The following is a 17,970-nucleotide window of genomic DNA, read 5'->3' as shown; positions in this document are numbered from 1 at the left end:
GGATGACGATCCGAAATAAGCGAGCCGAAACAAGGGAAGCGTGGCGCGGTCCGGCAATCCGGCGAATCAGTGAAGCGTGCGCGGCAGCGACAGCACGAACTCGGGGATCTTGGCCTCGAACTGATGACCGTCCTCGGCCACGCAGAAATATTCGCCGAACATCGATCCCTGCTGCGTTTGCAGCGCGGTGCCGCTGGTGTACTCGAAATGCTCGCCCGGCTGCAACAGCGGCTGATGGCCGACCACGCCCAGTCCGCGCACCTCTTCGATGTGGTTGTTGGCGTCGGTGATGACCCAGTGGCGCGAAATCAACTGGGCGGCGACGGTGCCGGTGTTCTTGATCGTGATCGAATAGGTGAACACGAAATTGGTGCGCTCCGGATCGGATTGATCCGGCAGGTACTGGGTTCTGACCGACACAGTAAATTCATAAGTGGCCATCGAAATTCCTTAAGGCTGAGGCGTGGGGTCGTAAAAAGATCACTGCGATTGTATATCGTCAGGGGCCCATTGCACCGCAAATCGGCAACGCGTGCAAGCGAGATGAGGCTAGAAACAAACTGAAAACCGGCTGAAAACGGGCTGAAAACGGGCGCGGCCGGGCCGGGCAGCGTAAAATAGCGCATCTTTTTTTAATGCAGGCCTCACGTCATGTCCAATTTCCGTATCGCTCCCAGCATCCTGTCCGCCGACTTCGCCCGTCTGGGCGAAGAGGTACGCAACGTCGTCGCCGCCGGCGCCGACATCATCCACTTTGACGTGATGGACAACCATTATGTTCCGAACCTGACCATCGGCCCGCTGGTGTGCCAGGCGATCCGCCCGCACGTGGACGTGCCGATCGACGTGCACCTGATGGTCAAGCCGGTCGACCGCATCATTCCGGACTTCGCCAAGGCCGGCGCCAACATCATCACCTTCCACCCGGAAGGCTCCGAGCACATCGACCGCTCGCTGCAACTGATCCGCGACCACGGCTGCAAGGCCGGCCTGGTGTTCAACCCGGCCACCCCGCTGAGCTATCTGGAACACGTCATGGACAAGATCGACATGATCCTGATCATGTCGGTCAACCCCGGCTTCGGCGGCCAGTCCTTCATCCCTCAGGCGCTCAAGAAGATCGCCGAGGCGCGCCGCCTGATCGACGACTCGGGCCGCGACATCATGCTGGAAGTGGACGGCGGCATCAAGATCGACAACATCGCGGCGGCCGCCGCCGCCGGCGCCGACACCTTCGTGGCGGGATCGGCCATCTTTGGCCAGCCGGACTACAAGGCCGTCATCGACGCCATGCGCGCCAACCTGGCGGCGATTTAAGATGAGCGTGCTGATAGGCGTGCGCGCCGCCATCATCGACCTCGACGGCACCATGCTGGACACGATTCCCGACTTCCACGTGGCGATCAACGGCATGCTTCAGGAACTGGGTCTCGATTCCATCGAACAAGAGCAGATCGCCCTCATGGTCGGCAAGGGTTCGGAAAACCTGATCCGCTCGGTGCTCGCGCTCCAGGCCGACGCGGCCGGCGTCGAGCAACGCTTCGACGCGGCGATGGACGCCTACCAGCGCCACTACCTGGGGATCAACGGCCAACACAGCACCTTGTACCCCGACGTGATCGAGGGCCTGACGGCGATGAAAGCCAGCGGCCTGCGCCTGGCGTGCGTGACCAACAAGCCGATCGCCTTCACCACGCCGCTGCTCAAGCTCAAGGGCCTGGACGGCTTTTTCGACGTGGTCTACGGCGGCGATTCGCTGCCGCGCAAGAAGCCCGATCCGCTGCCGCTGCAAACGGTGTGCGCCGATTTCGACCTGCCGCCGGCCCAGGTGGTGGCCATCGGCGACTCCTCCAACGACGCGCAAGCGGCCCGGGCTGCGGGTTGTCCGGTGTTGACGGTGCCTTACGGTTACAATCACGGACAGTCTATACACGGGATCGATTCCGATGGTATAGTAGACACGCTGCTCGACGCGGCAAGCCGTATCAGTTCGCAAAATTAACCTTTAGCTGAACCAAACCTGACCGAATGTCTTCCATCAAAAAACACAATGTCAACCAAACCGGCTCGATTGAGGCCTGGCTTTGGCGACGCTGGCAATCCTGGCAAAACTAAGCCGAACTGATTGCTGTCGCATGTGCACGCGCACCCGACAGGTTTTTTGACAAACCACCGCCAACCCACACCCATACCTTGGCGGCATGGAGAGAAGACATGACCGAACTCGAATTCAAATCGTTGGCCAACGAAGGCTACAACCGCGTCCCACTGATCGCCGAAGCCTTCGCCGACCTCGAAACCCCGCTCACGCTGTACCTGAAACTGGCCCAGACCCAGAACGCCGGCAAGAACACCTTCCTGCTCGAATCGGTGGTCGGCGGCGAGCGTTTCGGGCGCTTCTCCTTCATCGGCCTGCCGGCGACCACCGTGCTGCGCACCTTCGGCACCCGCACCGAGATCGTCAAGAACGGCGCCGTGATCGAGACCCACGAAGGCAATCCGCTCGAATTCGTCGAGGCCTACCAGAAGCGCTTTAAAGTGGCGCTGCGTCCGGGCATGCCGCGCTTCTGCGGCGGCCTGGCCGGCTACTTCGGCTACGACACTGTGCGCCACATCGAAAAAACCCTGGCCAACACGCAGCCGAAGGACGATCTGGGCCTGCCCGACATCCAGCTGATGGTGACCGAGGAACTGGCCGTCATCGACAACCTGTCCGGCAAGCTGTATCTGATCGTCTACGCCGACACCACGCAGCCCGAGTCCTTCAGCAAGGCGCGCCAGCGCCTGAAGGACCTGCGCATGATGCTGCGCCGTGGCGTCGACGCGCCGGTGACCAGCGCCTCGGTGCGCACCGAAACCATCCGCGACTTCCCGAAAGAGGAGTACCTGAAGGCGGTCGCCAAGGCCCACGAATACGTGATGGCCGGCGACTTGATGCAGGTGCAGATCGGCCAGCGCATCCGCAAGCCCTACGTCGATTCGCCGCTGACGCTTTACCGCGCGCTGCGCTCGCTGAATCCGTCGCCGTATATGTACTTCTACAATTTCGGCGACATGCAGATCGTCGGCGCCTCGCCGGAGATTTTGGTCCGCAACGAGACGCTGCCGGACGGCGAGAAAAAAGTCACCCTGCGTCCGATCGCCGGCACCCGTCCGCGCGGTTCGACGCCGGAACGCGACGCCGAACTGGCCAGGGAACTGCTGGCCGATCCAAAAGAGATCGCCGAACACGTGATGCTGATCGACCTGGCGCGCAATGACCTGGGCCGCATCTCCGAGATCGGCAGCGTCAAGGTCACCGACCGACTGGTCATCGAAAAATACTCGCATGTGCAGCACATCGTCTCCAACGTCGAGGGCAAGCTGAAAGACGGCCTGTCCAACCTGGACGTGCTGCGCGCCACCTTCCCGGCCGGCACCCTGACCGGCGCGCCGAAAGTGCGCGCGATGGAAGTGATCGACGAACTGGAAATCTCCAAGCGCGGCATTTATGGCGGCGCCTGTGGCTACCTGTCGTTCGGCGGCGAGATGGATGTCGCCATCGCCATTCGCACCGGCGTGATCAAGGACGGCATGCTGTACGTGCAGGCGGCCGCCGGCATCGTCGCCGACTCGATCGCGGAAATGGAATGGCAGGAAACCGAAAACAAGGCGCGCGCCGTGCTGCGCGCCGCCGAACAAGTGCAAGATGGCCTGGATGGGGAGTTCTGAGATGCTGCTGATGATCGACAACTACGACTCCTTCACCTACAACATCGTGCAGTACTTCGGCGAGCTGGGTGAGGATGTGCGCGTGTACCGCAACGATGAAATCACGATCGCGGAAATCGAGGCGCTGAACCCGGACCATATCTGCATCTCGCCGGGTCCGAAAGACCCGTCGCAGGCCGGTATCTCGATCGAGGTGCTCAAGCACTTCGCCGGCAAGAAGCCGATCCTGGGCGTTTGCCTCGGCCACCAGGCCATCGGCGAAGCGTTCGGCGGCAAGGTCATACGCGCCAAGCAGGTCATGCATGGCAAAACTTCTTTAATCGCGCATACGGGCGTGGGCGTCTTCAAGGACCTGCCCTCCCCGTTCACGGTGATCCGCTATCACTCGCTGGCAATCGAACGCAGCTCGCTGCCGTCCTGCCTCGAAGTGACGGCATGGACCGATGACGGTGAAATCATGGGCGTGCGCCACAAGGACTACGACATCGAGGGGGTGCAATTCCACCCCGAGTCCATCCTGTCGGAACACGGTCACGCACTGCTGAAGAACTTCCTGGTTCGTTAAGCGGCGGCCCGCCCTCCCCCCGGATTGGGCCGGCTTCATATCGCGCGTTAAAAAATTAAAGAAGGATTTGCCATGGCTATCACCCATCAAGAAGCACTGCTGCGCTGCATCGAACACCGCGAGATTTTCCACGACGAGATGCTGCACCTTTTCCGCCAGATCATGTCCGGCGAAATGTCGCCATCGATGATCGCGGCCCTGACCATGGGCCTGCGCGTGAAAAAAGAAACCATCGGCGAGATCGCCGCCGCCGCGCAAGTGATGCGCGAGTTCTCCACCAAGGTGCCGATGGCCGACACCACCGGCCTGCTCGACATCGTCGGCACCGGCGGCGACGGCGCGCACACCTTCAACATCTCCACCGCCTCGATGTTCGTGGCGGCGGCGGCCGGCGCCCGCGTGGCCAAGCACGGCGGCCGCAGCGTGTCGTCGTCGTCCGGCAGCGCCGACGTGATCGAATCGCTGGGCGCCAACATCAACCTCAAGCCCGAGCAGATCGCGCAATCGATCGCGCAGACCGGCATCGGCTTCATGTTCGCGCCCAACCACCACGCGGCGATGAAGCACGCCGCGCCGGTGCGCAAGGAACTGGGCGTGCGCACCATCTTCAACATCCTGGGACCGCTGACCAATCCCGCCGGCGCGCCCAACATCCTGATGGGCGTTTTCCACGCCGATCTGGTGGGTATCCAGGTGCGGGTACTGCAGCGCCTCGGTGCGCAGCACGCCATCGTGGTCTATGGCCGCGACAACATGGATGAAGTGTCGCTGGGCGCCGGCACGCTGGTCGGTGAATTGATCGATGGCGAGATCCGCGAATACGAAATCCATCCGGAGGACTTCGGCCTGCCGATGATCGCCAGCCGCAATCTGAAGGTGGCCAACGCCGCCGAATCGAAGGCGAAGATGATGGAAGCGCTGCGCGGCGAGCCTGGCGCGGCGTTCGACATCGTCTCGCTCAACGCCGGCACGGCGCTGTATGCGGCCGGCGTTGCCAGCTCGATCGAGGACGGCCTGGCGCGCGCGCGCGTGGCGATCAACTCCGGCGACGCGCTGAAGAAGATCGAGCAGTTCGTGCAGGTTACGCAAAGCCTCGCCTCCACCAACTAAGGGCGGCGATCATGTACGGCATCCACGACCTGACGCTGTTTATCATCTCCGGCCTGCTGCTCAACATCATGCCGGGCCCCGATTCGCTGCTGATCATGACGCGTAGCGCCACCCAGGGCTGGCGCGCCGGTTCGGCAGCCGCGCTGGGCATCGGCGCCGGCACGATGATCCATATTTGCGCCGCCGCGCTGGGTTTGTCGGCGCTGCTGTCGACGTCCGCCGCCGCCTTCATGGTGGTCAAGTGGGTGGGCGCGGCCTACATCATCTATGTCGGCATCGGCATGCTGCGCGCCAAACTGCGCGGGGACGCGGACGCGCAAGCGGAGCAGGCCACGGTCAACGCCGCCGCCGCGCGCCTGCCGTACCGCAAAATCTTCTTCCAGGGCTTCCTGACCAATGTGCTGAACCCCAAGGTGGCCTTGTTCTTCCTGGCGTTCGTGCCGCAGTTTATCTCGGCCGATTCGACCAGCAAGCCGCTGGCGTTCATCATCCTGGGCTGCATCTTCAATTTCAACGGCATGCTATGGTGTCACGGTCTGGCCGTTTTCACGGCCTTCGCCAGCGCGCGGCTCAAGGTCAAGCCGCTGGTAGCCCTTTGGCTCAACCGCGTCACCGGCGGTCTTTTCGTCGCACTCGGCCTGCGTCTGGCGCTGGCGGAACAACAATCATCCTAGGTCCATCATGTCCGATATCCTGAATAAAATCCTCGCAGTCAAAGCCGACGAAGTCGCCGCCGCAAAAAAACACCGCGGCTTGGCCAGCCTGCGCGCCGACGTCGAAGGCAATGCCGAACTGCGCGCCGACCTGCGCGGCTTCGAGGCCAGCCTGCGCGCCAAGATCGCCGCCGGATCGGCCGGCATTATCAGCGAAGTGAAAAAAGCCTCGCCGTCGAAAGGTGTGATCCGCGCCGACTTCCGCCCCGCCGACATCGCCGTCAGCTACGCCGCCAACGGCGCCGCGTGCCTGTCGGTGCTGACCGACGAACAGTTCTTCCAGGGCTCCGAGGCCTATCTGCGACAGGCGCGCGCCGCCTGTACGATTCCGGTGCTGCGCAAGGACTTCATGATCGACATTTACCAGATCTACGAAGCGCGCGCGATGGGTGCCGACGCGATCCTGCTGATCGTCTCGGCGCTGGACCACGGCCTGATGGCCGAAATGGAAGCCTGCGCGCACGAATTGGGCATGGGGGTGCTGGTCGAGACCCACGACGGCGACGAACTGACCGCCGCCCTGCGCCTGAAGACGGCGATGGTGGGCATCAACAACCGCAACTTGCGCACCTTCGAGACGTCGCTGTCGACCACCATCGGCCTGCTGGACCGCATTCCGCCGGAAAAACTGGTGATCACCGAGTCCGGCATCATGGTGCCGGAAGACGTCAAGCTGATGCGCGACGCCAATGTCCACGCCTTCCTGGTCGGCGAAGCCTTCATGCGCGCGCCCGATCCTGGCGCCGAATTGAGCCGTCTGTTCAACTAATCGAGAACTACGCCGACGCGTGCAGCGGAAGAACCGCCTCGGCGGCGATCTCTATGCGGTCGCGGCCGCGTTCCTTGGCGCAGTACAGCGCCCGGTCGGCGCGCAGCAAAATGTTGTCTAAATCCTCATCCGGACTGACCTGGCAGGCGATGCCGATGCTGACCGTGTAGGGCGGCAAGGCGGCTGCGGCCGCGCTCTGTTCGCTCTCCGTTTCAGAACGCGGCGCCCGCAGCACGGTTTGAATGCGCTCGGCGATATGGTGGGCCCGCTCCAGGCCGGTTGCCGGCAGCAGCACGACAAACTCCTCGCCGCCGAACCTGGCGACATGGTCGGAGGCCCGCAGCGCCTTCGCGATGACCGACGCCACGTCGGTTAAAACCCGATCACCGGTCGAATGTCCATAGCAATCGTTAATCGCCTTGAAGTAATCCAGATCGATGCTCAGCATTGTCATGACCGTCTGTTCGCGCCGCATCAGCGCGTGTTCCTTGGCATAGACCTCGTTAAAACCACGCCTGTTGAGCACCTGCGTTAGCGGGTCCAGTGTCGAGCGGCGCTCCAGTATCGTCTGCAAGCGGCGGGTGGCGACCGTCATGAATCCCACCGTTAAAAGCAGCGTCATGAAATGGCTGGTGAGCAGATAAAGATTTTGATGCGGGCCGCTGACGAATTGATTCATATCGTCGCTGCTGTGGGTCATCGCCAGAACCCCGCGTATCAGCACGACCACGGATTGGAATAACATCAGCAGGCCGAAAAACACGGTGGAGAAATGGCGCTCACCATACCCCCATATCAGCACCACCTGGTAGGAATATAAAACAAAAGCCAGCATGGAAAAGATGGCCAGACGCCCGGAATAGTCCGGGTTGACAATCACGTAGTAACCGCTCGCAATCATTCCCAGGCCCCAGACGAAATGGAATAACCACCAGGAGCACTCGCGGCTGTAAAACATTTGCGTCCCGATCAAGCCTAAACCCAGCCCCCACAAAATAACCGCATTGGCGCACAAGGGCGACAATATATTGCCGAGCAGCCCGCTGGTCGATGCGTAAATCCCGGAGCCGAACGCCAACAACACCAGGCTGATCGCCCATTGTTTCAGGCCTTTAATTTCTCTGGGAAAACTCGAATGGGCGGAATACAGGACGACACTCATCGCAACGGCCATCACGGTCGACATCAAAACAATAGTGGCGGGATCGAGTGGCATAACTTGCGAATCGGTAGCTGACCAATAGAGAGTTATGGTTAAATTCTAAACCACTTCTGAACTTGCCGGAAAATTAAGCCCGATGAAAACGCTGCATTGCACAAAAATGTGACACCGCATCGCCTACGTATGCCGAATTTTGGCTAATACGCGCCAATATTTAGCGTGAAATTAGCAAAAGAAAACCGCCAGCGCCAGCAAAACGGCGAACCGTTGCGGCGGTGGCGGTGGATTGCGGCCTAGCGCGTGGCGCTCGGTCGCAGCGGACCGGCGGATTTTTTGGCGGCAGGGTCCAACGCGAGGGTAATGCCGGGTACTCGATCGCCCTGTAATGTCATACTGAAAGTCATCAACTCATCGCGGCGGAAGGCATGCACTTCCACCGTCGAACCGACGCCATAACGGGAAAGCAGGGTGTCCAGATTTGTCGCGTTGACTCGCAAACCATCAATCGCGACCAATAAATCGCCGGCCGATAAACCCGCCAAATGCGCCGCGCCATTCTCGTGGACGCTCGACAGTTTGCAATCGTTGCCTTCGCGGCCGATATTCGCATCAAGACCCGGTTTGGACGATTTACGCTCATCGCTATATTTAACGCCGAATGGCGCCAGCATTTTAGCCAGCGGTACATCCTCGGTACCGCGTATATATTTGTCGAAGAATGGTTTAAAACGCGCGCCGATGATTTCATCGAACAGCGCTTCCACTTCGGCCGGCGTTACGCCGCGTCCGCCGCCGTTATAAAAATCACGGCCATAGCGCTGCCATAACGCACGCATCACATCATCCAGCGATTTCTTGCCGCCGGTTTTAGCGCGAATACTCAGGTCCAGCGCCAGACCGATCAGCGAACCTTTCGTGTAATAACTAATGATGGCATTGGGCGCATTCTCATCCTGACGATAATATTTACCCCATGCATCAAAACTGGACTCGGCGACGCTTTGTTTGGTACGGCCGCTGCCGCGCAGCACGCTGCCGATCGTTTTTCCCAGCAACTTAAAATAGGCCGGCTCGGCGATCACGCCGGCACGCACCAGCATCAGGTCGTCGTAATAGCTGGTGAAGCCCTCGAACAACCACAGCAGCGGCGAATAGTTCTCGACTTGTAAGTTATAAGGCGCGAACGCCGCCGGCTTGATGCGCTTGACGTTCCAGGTGTGGAAGTATTCATGACTGCACAGGCCGAGATATTGCAGGTAGCCGTCGCTGATGTCCTTGCTGGTGGCCGTGGTGCTCGGCAAATCGGCGCGGGCGCAGATCAGCGCGGTCGAGGCACGATGCTCCAGGCCGCCGTAGCCGTCGCCGACCGCCAGGGTCATGAAGACGTAACGGTCCATCGGCGCCTGCTTCGATTTCGGCTCGAAGAAGGCGATCTGGGTCTCGCAGATCTTTTTCAGGTCGGCGCTCAGGCGCGCCAGGTCCAGGTTCGGCACCCGGCCGCTGATGACGATGTCGTGCGGGATGCCGTGGGCCTTGAAGGTGGCCAGCGCAAAATCGCCCTGCTCCACCGGATGGTCGATCAATTCATCGTAGTCGGCGGCGATGTAGGTGCCAAAACCATAACGCTTGGCCTTCAACTCCGGCAGCGACGTCGCCACGCGCCAGGTTTGCGCCGCCTCGTCGGCGGGACGCTGGATGTCGACCACGTGCGGCTGGTCTTCCTGCCCCAGCACGCGCAGGAACACGCTGGTGCCGTTGAAGAAGGCGTGGTTCTGATCCAGATGCGCGGCGCGCACCGACAAATCCCAGGCGTAGACCTCGTAGTGCAGCGTGAGCGGCGACGGGCCTGTTTTCAGCGGGTCTTTCTGCGGCGCGGCCTGCCACGAGTGTTTATCGAGCTTGGTCAGCGCGACCGGCTCGCCGTTCGACTCGGCGCGGATGCGCACAATATTGCGCGAAAATTCACGGATCATGTAACTGCCCGGTATCCAGGCCGGCAGCGCGAATATCTGGCCGTCCGGCGCCGGCGCGTCCACCGTCAGCGTGACGTGGAAGAGGTGCGCCGCCAGGTCGTGACCGACGATGCTGTAGGCGATGGCGGGGTTCTTGTTCGGTTTCTTCATGTCGGTCCTTGTGTTTATATGTCAGCGCGCAAATCGCCGGGCGTATCGATATCGCGCACCACGCCGGCGTCGTCGGTCACCAACTCGCTTACGGCATGGCTTTTCAGGATCGCGCGCGCGCCCTGGTCGCCGGAGAGGGCCAGCAGCAGCGGCAAGTGAAAACTGCTGAAGGCGACCGGGTTGCCGCGCCGTCCTTCATACACCGGCGCCGCGATGCGCGCGCCTCGTTCCACCGTGGCGGCCAGCGCCCGGATGGTTTCCGGCTGCACGTAAGGCATGTCGCCCAATGCGATCACCCAGCCTTCCGCGCCCTTGGTGTGTTCGATCGCCGTCGTCAGCGACTCGCCCATGCCCAGATCGGCGTCGGCGCACACGCGCACCTCGCATCCGAGGGCGCCCAGCAGCGCCGCGACCTTGTCGTCGCCGGGCCGCACGACGGCCAGCACGCGCGGCAGCGCCGCCAGCATGTTCTTCGCGCTGGCGGCGACGACCACATCGCCTGCGGCGCCGTCGACGGTTTGCAGCAGTTTGTTTTGCACGCCGGACGGATCGAAACGTTTTCCCCGTCCGGCCGCCAGCAAAATACCCGTCAGCGGCATGCGGCTTACGCCTTGGCCGTGCTCAGATCGAACGGCAGCTTGCGCAGGCGCTTGCCGGTCAACTTGAACAGCGCGTTGGCGAAGGCCGGCGCCAGCGGCGGCAAGCCGGGTTCGCCCATGCCGGTCGGCGGATCGTTCGACGGCACGATATGCACGTCGATGACCGGCATGTCGGTCATGCGCGCGACCGTGTAGTCGCTGAAGTTCTGCTGCTCCACCACGCCGTCCTTGATCGTGATCGCGGCGCCAGGCAAGGTCATGCCAAGGCCCATCAGCGCCGCGCCCTGAACCTGCGCCTCGATCGTCAGCGGATTGACGGCCGTGTTGCAGTGGACGCCGGCGGTGACCTTGTGCAGCTTGGGCGCGCCATCCTTGACCGAGGCCACTACCACGTAGGCCACCACAGTGCCGAACGACTCGTGCACCGCCACGCCCCACGCCTGCCCCTTGGGCAAGGCCTTCTTGCCGTAGCCGGACTTGGCGACCGCCAGATCGAGCGCCGCGACATGGCGCTTGCCCTTCTCACCCATGATCTTCTTGCGATAGGCAACGGGGTCCATTTTGGCCGCGTGCGCGGCTTCGTCGATCAGCGTCTCCATCACGTAGGCGGTGTGGGTCGAGCCGACGGAACGCCACCACAGCACCGGTACGTTGGCCTTGACGGTGTGCGCGCTGAGCTTCAGCGGCACCTCGTACGGCTCGCCCATGCCCTCGATCATCGTATTGTCGACGCCATTCTTGACCATCATCGCCTCGAACGGCGTGCCGGTGACGATCGACTGCCCGACGATGACATGGTCCCAGGCGACGATGCCACCCTTGGCATCGATGCCGATATCGGCGCGGTGCACGTGCGACGGGCGGTAGTAGCCGCCCTTGATGTCGTCCTCGCGGCTCCACACCACCTTGACCGGTTCGGTCTTGCCGGCGGCCTTCCAGACCTTGGCGATGTTAACCGCCTCCACCAGGTAATCGGAGCTCGGCACGGCGCGGCGGCCAAAACCGCCGCCGGCCATCATTGTGTTGAGCACCACCTGCTCCGGTTTCAGGCCGGCGGTGGCGGCGATGGCGCCCTGGTCGACGGTCTGGAACTGCGAGCCGGCCCACACCGTACAACCGTCCGCGCGCAGGTCGACCACGCAATTCAATGGCTCCATCGGCGCATGCGCGAGGTACGGGAATTCATAGACGGCGGAGATCTTCTTCGCCGCGCCGGCCAACCTGGACAGGTCGGCCTCGCGCACCACGGTGCCGGTTTTTTGCGCCAGCGCCTTGTACTCTTTCATCTGCTTGTCGGTGCTGACCTTCTCGACCGCGCTGGTGTCCCACTCGATCACGAGCGCCTCGCGGCCCATCTTGGCCGGCCAGTAGCCGTCGGCCACCACCACCACGCCGCTGCCGCCACGGTCGGTCGACACTTGCAGCACTTCGATCACGCCCTTGATGGCCTTGGCCTTGCTGGCGTCGAACTTCGCGACCTTGGCGCCGAACACCGGCGGACGCGCCACTAGCGCTACCTTGCTGTCGGGCGCCTTGAAGTCCATGCCGAATTGCTGCTTGCCGCTCGACTTGAGCGCCGCGTCGAGCCGCTTGACCGGCTTGCCGATGATGGTGAAGTCCTTGGGGTCCTTCAGCTTGACGCTGGCGGGCACCGGCTGCTTCATGGCCGCATCGGCCAGCTCGCCGTAAGTGGCCTTCTGCCCGGCCGGGCCGCTCAACACGCCGTTGGCCGCCTTGACCTGGTCGGGCGACACCTTCCACTGCTCGGCGGCCGCCGCGACCAGCATCGCGCGTGCCTTGGCGCCGATTTCACGATACTGCAGATACGAGTGGGCGATGCTGCCCGAGCCGCCGGTGATCTGGATGCCGAAGGCCGGATCCTTGTACTGGTCGCCAGCCGGCGCCAGCGCGCCCGCCACCTTCGACCAGTCGGCGTCGAGCTCCTCGGCGATCAGCATCGGCAGCGAGGTTTGCACGCCCTGGCCGAATTCAAGGCGGTTGACCTGTACCGTCACGGTGTTGTCCGGTGCGATGTGCAGGAAGGCGTTCGGTTCATAGACCTTGGCCGGCGGCTGCTGGGCGTTGGCGAAGCGTCCGGCGGCGGGCATGAAAAAGCCCAGCACCAGGCCACCGCCGGCGACCGCGCCGGCTTTCATGAAGCCGCGGCGCGACACGCCACCGGTCGGCGTCCCGGCATTTGCCGTTGGAGCCAGCGAGGCCATGTTTTCCTGATTAAGCCATTCGATACGCATACGGTCCTCCCTTAAGCGATGGTGCTGGCGGCGTCTTTGATGGCGGCGCGTATGCGTTGATAGGTGCCGCATCGGCAAATATTGCCGCTCATGGCGTTGTCGATGTCGGCGTCCGACGGCTTTTTGTTCGTGCGCAGCAGCGCGGTCGCGCTCATGATCTGGCCGCTCTGACAATAGCCGCATTGCGGCACGTCGAGCTTGACCCAGGCGTCCTGCACGGCCTTGCCGATCTTGTCGTTCTCCATTGCCTCGATGGTGGTGATCTTCTGGCCGACGGCGGCCGAAATCGGCGTCACGCAGGAGCGGATCGGTTCACCGGCCAAGTGCACGGTGCAGGCGCCGCACAGCGCCGCGCCGCAACCGAATTTGGTGCCGGTCATGTTCAGGTTATCGCGCAGGGTCCACAAAATCGGCGTCGATGGATCGGCGTCGACCTGCACGTCCTTGCCGTTGATATTCAAGGTGATCATTCAATTCTCCTGGAGGGAAACCGCTTATAGGTATATGTTTAGGGGACCGCTAGGGTCCCCTGGTAAAACGGTTGAAGCTTACTGCTTAAGCTTGGCGAACTTTGCCTCCAGCGCCTTGGTGTCGACCGCGCCGGGGATGCGCGAGCCGTCGGCGAAGAAGATCGACGGCGTGCCGCTCACGCCCAGTTTGCGGCCCAGCGCCAGCACATCCTGGTTCGGGGTCTTGCAGGATTCGGCGGCTGTCGCCGGCGTTTTACCGTTCAACATCCACTCGTCCCAGGCCTTGTTGCGGTCCGGCGCGCACCACACGCCGGCCGATTTGGTGAACGAATCCTCGCGCAGGATGTTGTACATGAAGGTGTAGACGGTGACGTTGTCGATGTCTTTGAGCGTGGTCTTGCGGAACTGCTTGCAGTAGCCGCAGTTCGGGTCCTCGAACACCGCGATCACGCGCGAGCCGTCGCCCTTGACACTCTTGAGCGCTTTGTCCAGCGGCAGATCGGAGAACTTGATCTTGTTGATGTCGTCGATGCGCTCGCGCGTCAGATCGGTGCCGGTGGTCAGGTTGAAGATATGGCCGTTGAACACATAAGTGCCGGTTTTATCGGTGTAGAGGATCTCGTTACCCATGCGGATTTCATAGAGACCGGCATAAGGCGTGGCCTTGACCGAATCGACCTTGACGCCCTCGCCCAGGCGCGGCTCGACCAGCTTCTTGATCTCTTCCTCGGTCGGCGAGGTTTGGGCCTGGCCGCAAGACGCCATCATCACAGACAACAACAGCAAAACGAACTTACTTTTTTTCATGACATCTCCGGTGACTACACACAGACCATGCCGCCGCCTTTTTTCCACTCACTTGCCCATGGCGTGAGAGATCAGGCGGCGCTTCAGCACAGGTAATTTATCCAACAAGTTTAATCCCAAATTGCGGACCACGCGCAAGGGTTCGACGTCGGCGCCGAACAGGCGCGCCAGGCCATCGGTGGTCAGCTGCATCAGCAGCACATCTTCCTTGCGGGCGCGCTCGTAGCGGGCCAGCACGCGGGCATCGCCGACGCCGCGCTGCGGTTCGCGCTCGGCCAGGGTCTTCATCAGCTGCGCCACGTCAGCGAATCCCAGGTTCATGCCATGGCCGGCCATCGGGTGGACCACATGGGCGGCGTCGCCGACCAGCGCCACGCGCGGCGACGTCATCGCGTGCGGGCGCAAAAGGCGCAATGGGAAATCGCGCACCAGCTCCGGCTGCAGCGGCGTCAGGGCGCCCAGTTTTTCGGCGGCGTAGACGGCCAGGCGTTCGGCGATCTGCGCGGCCGATTCCTCGCGCAGCCGGTCGGCCAGCAGGTCCGGCGCCGACCACACCAGCGACACCTTGTTACCGGGCAGCGGCAGCAGCGCCACGATGCCCTCGGCGCCGGTGAACCACTGATAGGCGGCGCCATGGTGCGGTTTTTCGCAATCGAAGTTGGTCACCACGGCGCGCTGGGCGTAGCTGCGGTAATCGAGGCCGATGTCGCACTGGCCGCGCACCCAGGAGTCGGCGCCGTCGGCGCCCACCACCAGCTGCGCTTTGACGCTGGCGCCGTCGTCCAGCCGCACGGTGGCGTGATCGTCGCCGCGCACCAGCTCCGCCGCCCGGCCATGGACCAGGGTCACGTTGCGGGCGAATTTGAGGGCGGCGTCGAGCGCCTGGCCGAGGTTGCGGTCTTCCAGTATCCAGGCCAGGGTGCCGGCGTGGGCGCCGTAGGCGTCGAACGACAGGTCGCCTGCTCGGGCGCCGTCGCCCTGGATGATCATCGCGTCGACCGGCGCCACGCGGGCGTCGTCGAGCGCGTCCCACACCTTCAGCGACGACAGCAGATCGCGGGCGGTGTGGTTGAGGGCATATACCCGGGCGTCCCAGCCGGGATCGGCGGCGCCGGCCGGCGCGGACGGCGGCGGTGACGGAGGACAGAGCAAGGCCACGCTCAGCCCGGACTGGGCCAGGCCCAGCGCGGTGGTCTTGGCAATCGCGCCATTGCCAACAATGCAAATGTCACTCTCGATAAAGCGCGGCGGGGACGATGGATTATTCATCCGCCCATTATAGCGTTTGTGTGCGTGAGAAATTGTTCCTTGCAATTTCGCTCCGGCCTGCTATAATTCTGCTCCTTGGCCTGGTAGCTCAGTTGGTAGAGCAGAGGATTGAAAATCCTTGTGTCGGTGGTTCGATTCCGCCCCGGGCCACCAAAAATATTAAAAAACCACCTTGGGGTGGTTTTTTTTGTTTCCGAACACCACTCTTATTCTTTCTTTTCCCTGAATTCGCCATCGATCACAGTGTCATCGGTGGGCTTGGCGGGGTGGCGGCCAGTGAATTTGACGATGGACCCGAACAGGCGATCGAATATGACCCGCCGCAACCAAGGCAAGGTCAGAAGAAACACCGTCGTGACGCCGATGAACAGTGCGGCCACGTAGTCGCCCTCCCACCCAAAGTGGAACATGCACAATGCGAGGATGCTCACGATCAGCGGGCGACGGACCGGTTTAGGTAAAAGTCCGACCATGCGCGGCTTTCCGCTGCTTATCCACGGAAATCTCGCAAAAAGAGCGCCAAGCAGCAGGCCTGCGATGAACCTACCCGTGCCAAGTTGATCGGCCAACACGCCGACGACCAGGAAACCGGTATAGGCCATCGTGCCGGCCAATGCCGCCAGCACGAAGAATGCAACAGCGGCCGTTAGCTTGGGCACGCGGATCGCCGTTCTGACTAAAAAAGGTAGGATTTGTGTACTCCTGCAAAGTGGGTCGGAAGACGATTGCAAATTCTAACAGCACTTTCCGGAACCTCTCCGCGCGAGCCGTCACAATCACGGGACTTGCATTGAATTCGAACCAGGCCAAGTCGGTAAGCCGCTTGAGCAAACTTGTGCTCTAATGGTTATAACAACTACGCGGCATTCCGCGTTTCCAACCACCTATGGGAGCACATGATGGGATTACTCGATCAACTGGCAGGGCAAGTCATCGGTTCGTTGGGCGCCCAGAAGCAGGACTCCGTCTCCCAAAGCGATCTGCTCGGCGGCGTGATGAATTTGATTAACAATGCGGGCGGCCTGCAAGGCATCTTGCAGCAGCTGCAATCGAGCGGCATCGCGGACCAGGTCGCGTCATGGATCGGCACCGGCGAGAACGCCCCGGTGTCCGGCAACCAGATCGCCGACGCGCTGGGCGCCGACAAGGTCTCCCAGATCGCTCAGCACGCGGGCATCGAACCGGAACACGCGGCCACCGGGCTGGCCCAGTTGCTGCCGCAAATTATCGACAAGCTCACGCCGGGCGGCCAAGTGCCGCAGAACGAGTTGCTGGAGCAAGGCCTGAGCCTGCTGCGGGGCAAACTTTTCGGCTAGCGGCTTGCCGCCGTTCGACCCATGCCGGGCGGCGGATGACAATGACGGTTTAGTGGTCTATACTTGGACAATAAATTGTCTCAGACTGGATCGACGATGACCTCCTCCGCAAAAAAACCGGCCCCCGAGCCGGCCTCCAAGTTGCCCGTCAGGCTTGCACGGCAAGCCGCCCCGTTAGCGGCATACGTTTCAAACGAGGAATCCGTCTTCCAAGCCGACGTTTTCCGCGGCGACGCCTCTGAACTCATCAAAAAAATGCGTGCCGGCACACCCGCCCGGGTCATCCCGGACATGGCTGCCCGCCTCGGCCTGAGTCAGGACCGGCTTTTCGACACCCTGAAGCTTCCCAAAAGCACCATGAAGGCGCGCATCAGCGAAGACGCCCTGCTGTCCTCCGCCGAGCAGGATCGCATCTACCGCGCGGAAAAAGTCTGGGCGCGCGCGCTCGGCGTGCTCGAGGACGAGCAGTCGGCCAAACGCTGGATCGTCCAGGAAAACAGGTCGCTCGGCGGTGAAGCGCCACTTTCGCTGCTGGACACCGAAGCCGGCTATGAACTGGTGCTCGATACCCTGGGCCGCATCGAATACGGGATCGTCTCGTAATGACGCGCGCGGATGTGGCGCTGTGGCGGATAGCAAAACATACCGCCGACTACGCCGCCACCGACCTCAGCGGAGGCGGCGCCAGGGCCTGCGGCGGACGCTGGAACGGCAAGGGCGTCCCGATGGTCTACGCCGCCACGACCATTGCCCTCGCCACGCTTGAGACGCTGGCCCATTTGGGCGAAAACATCGCCATCCGCAACGCCTTTTTGGTCCGCATCGATGTGCCGGCGCAGGTGTGGAAATCGCGCCAGACCATCACGGCCGGCGAACTGCCCCCGACCTGGCTGGCAGAGCCGCCCGGCTCCACCTCCATCGACGCAGGCAACGCCTGGCTGGCCAGCCGCGCTTGCGCGCTGCTACTGGTCCCCTCGGTCATCGTCCCCGAGGAATACAACGTCCTGATCAACCCTTTGCATCCGCTGGCGAACAAGCTGACCGCCTCCGTCGTGCGGCAGTACGTCTACGATCCAAGGCTGTAACATCCCGCCCATCCCCCGG

19 protein-coding genes and 1 tRNA gene are annotated in these 17,970 nt (G+C 62.3%); 11 read left to right on the top strand and 9 right to left on the bottom strand.

What is annotated here, in order from left to right:
- Positions 1–66 precede the first annotated feature (66 nt).
- Positions 67–441: a Co2+/Mg2+ efflux protein ApaG gene (apaG, locus tag NHH73_05325; protein ID USX27725.1), complete on the bottom strand. Its 375-nt coding sequence runs from the start codon at positions 439–441 to the stop codon at positions 67–69.
- A gap of 210 nt (positions 442–651) precedes the next feature.
- Between apaG and rpe the strand changes: the two genes are divergently transcribed.
- The 7 genes from rpe (at position 652) to trpC (ending at position 6,868) form a co-directional block, all read left to right on the top strand.
- Complete coding sequence (gene rpe, locus NHH73_05320; protein USX27724.1) at positions 652–1,317, top strand: ribulose-phosphate 3-epimerase; 666 nt, start codon at positions 652–654, stop codon at positions 1,315–1,317.
- A 1-nt stretch (position 1,318) separates the two neighbouring features.
- Entirely contained in the window at positions 1,319–2,002 is a 684-nt protein-coding gene (locus NHH73_05315) for a phosphoglycolate phosphatase (protein USX27723.1), read from the top strand.
- A 212-nt stretch (positions 2,003–2,214) separates the two neighbouring features.
- Entirely contained in the window at positions 2,215–3,711 is a 1,497-nt protein-coding gene (gene trpE, locus NHH73_05310) for an anthranilate synthase component I (protein ID USX27722.1), read from the top strand.
- Between the two features lies 1 nt (position 3,712).
- A complete protein-coding gene (locus NHH73_05305; GenBank protein USX27721.1) occupies positions 3,713–4,276 on the top strand; it encodes an aminodeoxychorismate/anthranilate synthase component II in 564 nt (187 codons plus the stop codon).
- A 72-nt stretch (positions 4,277–4,348) separates the two neighbouring features.
- Positions 4,349–5,386 (top strand): anthranilate phosphoribosyltransferase, encoded by a 1,038-nt coding sequence (gene trpD / locus NHH73_05300; GenBank protein USX27720.1) that lies wholly within the window; start codon positions 4,349–4,351, stop codon positions 5,384–5,386.
- An 11-nt stretch (positions 5,387–5,397) separates the two neighbouring features.
- Positions 5,398–6,060 carry a LysE family translocator gene (locus tag NHH73_05295; protein ID USX27719.1) on the top strand — a complete coding sequence of 221 codons (663 nt, stop codon included), beginning with the start codon at positions 5,398–5,400 and terminating at the stop codon, positions 6,058–6,060.
- Between the two features lie 7 nt (positions 6,061–6,067).
- Positions 6,068–6,868: an indole-3-glycerol phosphate synthase TrpC gene (gene trpC, locus NHH73_05290; GenBank protein USX27718.1), complete on the top strand. Its 801-nt coding sequence runs from the start codon at positions 6,068–6,070 to the stop codon at positions 6,866–6,868.
- A 7-nt stretch (positions 6,869–6,875) separates the two neighbouring features.
- Here the strand turns inward: trpC and NHH73_05285 are convergent, their stop codons facing one another.
- The 7 genes from NHH73_05285 to NHH73_05255 form a co-directional block, all read right to left on the bottom strand.
- The gene (locus NHH73_05285) at positions 6,876–8,084 is read right to left on the bottom strand and encodes a GGDEF domain-containing protein (GenBank protein ID USX27717.1); all 1,209 of its coding nucleotides are present in this window, start codon (positions 8,082–8,084) and stop codon (positions 6,876–6,878) included.
- 239 nt (positions 8,085–8,323) lie between these two features.
- On the bottom strand, positions 8,324–10,153 hold the full coding sequence (locus tag NHH73_05280) for a PDZ domain-containing protein (protein ID USX27716.1): 1,830 nt from the start codon (positions 10,151–10,153) through the stop codon (positions 8,324–8,326).
- Between the two features lie 14 nt (positions 10,154–10,167).
- Positions 10,168–10,752 (bottom strand): nucleotidyltransferase family protein, encoded by a 585-nt coding sequence (locus NHH73_05275; protein USX27715.1) that lies wholly within the window; start codon positions 10,750–10,752, stop codon positions 10,168–10,170.
- 5 nt (positions 10,753–10,757) lie between these two features.
- Positions 10,758–13,004, bottom strand: coding sequence for a xanthine dehydrogenase family protein molybdopterin-binding subunit (locus NHH73_05270; protein ID USX27714.1), 2,247 nt, complete (start codon positions 13,002–13,004; stop codon positions 10,758–10,760).
- 11 nt (positions 13,005–13,015) lie between these two features.
- On the bottom strand, positions 13,016–13,474 hold the full coding sequence (locus NHH73_05265; GenBank protein ID USX27713.1) for a (2Fe-2S)-binding protein: 459 nt from the start codon (positions 13,472–13,474) through the stop codon (positions 13,016–13,018).
- A 78-nt stretch (positions 13,475–13,552) separates the two neighbouring features.
- Positions 13,553–14,281: a DsbC family protein gene (locus tag NHH73_05260; GenBank protein ID USX27712.1), complete on the bottom strand. Its 729-nt coding sequence runs from the start codon at positions 14,279–14,281 to the stop codon at positions 13,553–13,555.
- 48 nt (positions 14,282–14,329) lie between these two features.
- Positions 14,330–15,550 (bottom strand): FAD-dependent monooxygenase, encoded by a 1,221-nt coding sequence (locus NHH73_05255; protein USX27711.1) that lies wholly within the window; start codon positions 15,548–15,550, stop codon positions 14,330–14,332.
- A 77-nt stretch (positions 15,551–15,627) separates the two neighbouring features.
- Here NHH73_05255 and NHH73_05250 point away from each other — a divergent pair.
- Positions 15,628–15,703: transfer RNA gene (locus NHH73_05250), tRNA-Phe, on the top strand.
- A 53-nt stretch (positions 15,704–15,756) separates the two neighbouring features.
- On the opposite strand, the gene NHH73_05245 is transcribed toward NHH73_05250, so the two are convergent.
- Entirely contained in the window at positions 15,757–16,209 is a 453-nt protein-coding gene (locus tag NHH73_05245) for a hypothetical protein (GenBank protein ID USX27710.1), read from the bottom strand.
- A gap of 237 nt (positions 16,210–16,446) precedes the next feature.
- Between NHH73_05245 and NHH73_05240 the strand changes: the two genes are divergently transcribed.
- The 3 genes from NHH73_05240 (at position 16,447) to NHH73_05230 (ending at position 17,951) form a co-directional block, all read left to right on the top strand.
- Positions 16,447–16,866, top strand: a complete 420-nt coding sequence (locus tag NHH73_05240) for a YidB family protein (GenBank protein ID USX27709.1) — start codon at positions 16,447–16,449, stop codon at positions 16,864–16,866.
- A gap of 96 nt (positions 16,867–16,962) precedes the next feature.
- Complete coding sequence (locus NHH73_05235; protein ID USX27708.1) at positions 16,963–17,469, top strand: DUF2384 domain-containing protein; 507 nt, start codon at positions 16,963–16,965, stop codon at positions 17,467–17,469.
- On the top strand, positions 17,469–17,951 hold the full coding sequence (locus tag NHH73_05230) for an RES family NAD+ phosphorylase (GenBank protein ID USX27707.1): 483 nt from the start codon (positions 17,469–17,471) through the stop codon (positions 17,949–17,951). The genes NHH73_05235 and NHH73_05230 overlap by 1 nt, the downstream gene beginning before the upstream one ends.
- The last annotated feature ends 19 nt before the right edge of the window (positions 17,952–17,970 follow it).

The sequence above is a fragment of the Oxalobacteraceae bacterium OTU3CINTB1 genome, assembly GCA_024123955.1.
GTDB lineage: Bacteria > Pseudomonadota > Gammaproteobacteria > Burkholderiales > Burkholderiaceae_D > Rugamonas.
The sequence above is the reverse complement of the archived record's forward strand: the minus strand, read 5'-3'. Positions and strand labels throughout refer to the sequence as shown.

What these genes read in the sequence shown, in the direction of transcription:
- apaG (USX27725.1), bottom strand. Translation starts at nt 441, where the DNA reads ATGGCCACTTATGAATTTACTGTGTCGGTCAGAACCCAGTACCTGCCG.
- rpe (USX27724.1), top strand. Translation starts at nt 652, where the DNA reads ATGTCCAATTTCCGTATCGCTCCCAGCATCCTGTCCGCCGACTTCGCC.
- NHH73_05315 (USX27723.1), top strand. Translation starts at nt 1,319, where the DNA reads ATGAGCGTGCTGATAGGCGTGCGCGCCGCCATCATCGACCTCGACGGC.
- trpE (USX27722.1), top strand. Translation starts at nt 2,215, where the DNA reads ATGACCGAACTCGAATTCAAATCGTTGGCCAACGAAGGCTACAACCGC.
- NHH73_05305 (USX27721.1), top strand. Translation starts at nt 3,713, where the DNA reads ATGCTGCTGATGATCGACAACTACGACTCCTTCACCTACAACATCGTG.
- trpD (USX27720.1), top strand. Translation starts at nt 4,349, where the DNA reads ATGGCTATCACCCATCAAGAAGCACTGCTGCGCTGCATCGAACACCGC.
- NHH73_05295 (USX27719.1), top strand. Translation starts at nt 5,398, where the DNA reads ATGTACGGCATCCACGACCTGACGCTGTTTATCATCTCCGGCCTGCTG.
- trpC (USX27718.1), top strand. Translation starts at nt 6,068, where the DNA reads ATGTCCGATATCCTGAATAAAATCCTCGCAGTCAAAGCCGACGAAGTC.
- NHH73_05285 (USX27717.1), bottom strand. Translation starts at nt 8,084, where the DNA reads ATGCCACTCGATCCCGCCACTATTGTTTTGATGTCGACCGTGATGGCC.
- NHH73_05280 (USX27716.1), bottom strand. Translation starts at nt 10,153, where the DNA reads ATGAAGAAACCGAACAAGAACCCCGCCATCGCCTACAGCATCGTCGGT.
- NHH73_05275 (USX27715.1), bottom strand. Translation starts at nt 10,752, where the DNA reads ATGCCGCTGACGGGTATTTTGCTGGCGGCCGGACGGGGAAAACGTTTC.
- NHH73_05270 (USX27714.1), bottom strand. Translation starts at nt 13,004, where the DNA reads ATGCGTATCGAATGGCTTAATCAGGAAAACATGGCCTCGCTGGCTCCA.
- NHH73_05265 (USX27713.1), bottom strand. Translation starts at nt 13,474, where the DNA reads ATGATCACCTTGAATATCAACGGCAAGGACGTGCAGGTCGACGCCGAT.
- NHH73_05260 (USX27712.1), bottom strand. Translation starts at nt 14,281, where the DNA reads ATGAAAAAAAGTAAGTTCGTTTTGCTGTTGTTGTCTGTGATGATGGCG.
- NHH73_05255 (USX27711.1), bottom strand. Translation starts at nt 15,550, where the DNA reads ATGAATAATCCATCGTCCCCGCCGCGCTTTATCGAGAGTGACATTTGC.
- NHH73_05240 (USX27709.1), top strand. Translation starts at nt 16,447, where the DNA reads ATGATGGGATTACTCGATCAACTGGCAGGGCAAGTCATCGGTTCGTTG.
- NHH73_05235 (USX27708.1), top strand. Translation starts at nt 16,963, where the DNA reads ATGACCTCCTCCGCAAAAAAACCGGCCCCCGAGCCGGCCTCCAAGTTG.
- NHH73_05230 (USX27707.1), top strand. Translation starts at nt 17,469, where the DNA reads ATGACGCGCGCGGATGTGGCGCTGTGGCGGATAGCAAAACATACCGCC.